1 protein-coding gene is annotated in these 728 nt (G+C 44.6%); it reads left to right on the top strand.

The features are described from left to right. On the top strand, positions 1-728 hold a 728-nt coding region (locus tag ACTXGJ_RS12635; RefSeq protein WP_443566160.1), incomplete at both ends, for a hypothetical protein.

Here is a 728-nt window from a genome sequence, read left to right as displayed (position 1 = left end):
GATCCAACTGATCCAACTGATCCAACTGATCCAACTGATCCAACTGATCCAACTGATCCAACTGATCCAACTGATCCGACTGATCCGACTGATCCGACTGATCCTACACCAGAGCCAACCAACCCAGAAGCTGAACCTAACACAGATGCCACTGGCATCATGAGCAACACCTTAAGTAGTAAATCAGGTCTAGGCACTAGTAACGCTATTGGTTTCCGTCAATTCGTTACAGACAATGAAACCTACACGACAACGTCAGGTAGTGGTGAGAACGAAGCGCCAAATATGATTGAAGACAGTAGTGTTGATAACTTAACCTACAATACTATTGAAGCCCGTCTCGACATCGTTAAGCCTAATAAGTTTAATACGGCCAGACAGGACTTTACTCTAACTACCGTTAGAGATGATGACGTGGATGTGGCGAATACTGATGGCTTCAAACAGTCTGCACAAGCCAATGAAGTGTTATGGCAGAATGTGAGAACAGGTGTTCCAATCTCTCCGAACGCCGATCTGACACTTCCATATCAGTCTGTGTATAAGAACTTTGATTCGCAGATGCAGATTGGTCATGTGTATGGTGACCTAGATAAGCGTTCAGGTATCTCATCAGGTATCAAATCGCGTTATGCTAACGTCTATGTCGTCGGTAACAGCACGGCACAAGCGGACATGGATTACCTAAAAGCTCAGGCTAAGTATGATGTGGCTAATGGTATTAACGA

It is taken from the genome of Psychrobacter sp. 1Y11, assembly GCF_052259045.1.
Classification (GTDB): domain Bacteria; phylum Pseudomonadota; class Gammaproteobacteria; order Pseudomonadales; family Moraxellaceae; genus Psychrobacter.
This window is presented reverse-complemented; position numbering and strand designations above follow the sequence as displayed.